This window comes from Agrobacterium salinitolerans, from assembly GCF_027498475.1.
Lineage (GTDB): Bacteria > Pseudomonadota > Alphaproteobacteria > Rhizobiales > Rhizobiaceae > Agrobacterium > Agrobacterium salinitolerans.
This window is the reverse complement of sequence record NZ_JAPZLN010000022.1, coordinates 1-315: the sequence shown is the minus strand read 5'-3', so window position 1 is coordinate 315 and position 315 is coordinate 1. Positions and strand designations below refer to the sequence as shown.

The window sequence follows — 315 nt, the reverse complement described above, 5'->3', positions numbered from 1 at the left end:
GCGCTCTGCGCGGCTTCATCGGCCTGCGTGGCGATGCCGACCAGGACTCCAGCCGTGGCGTCAACGTCGACCAGGCTTTCATCGAACTCGGCGGCCTGAAGGTCGGTAAGTTCTACAACTGGTGGGATGACGATCTCTCGGGCGAAACCGACACGCTCTCTACGAACACCAACTTCAACTCCATTCGTTACACCTACGACGCAGGTTCCTTCTGGGCTGGCGTTTCGGTTGACGAACTCGAAGGCCTTGGCTCGAAGTTCGTAACGATCAACGCTGCTGGTACGGCCGCTCGCGCTCTGGAAGCTGACAACAACG

The 315-nt window shown here is 59.4% G+C and carries 1 protein-coding gene; it reads left to right on the top strand.

From position 1 onward, the window contains the following. Positions 1 to 315: porin (locus O9X91_RS23815; protein ID WP_269834424.1), on the top strand; the 315-nt coding region annotated here is incomplete at both ends.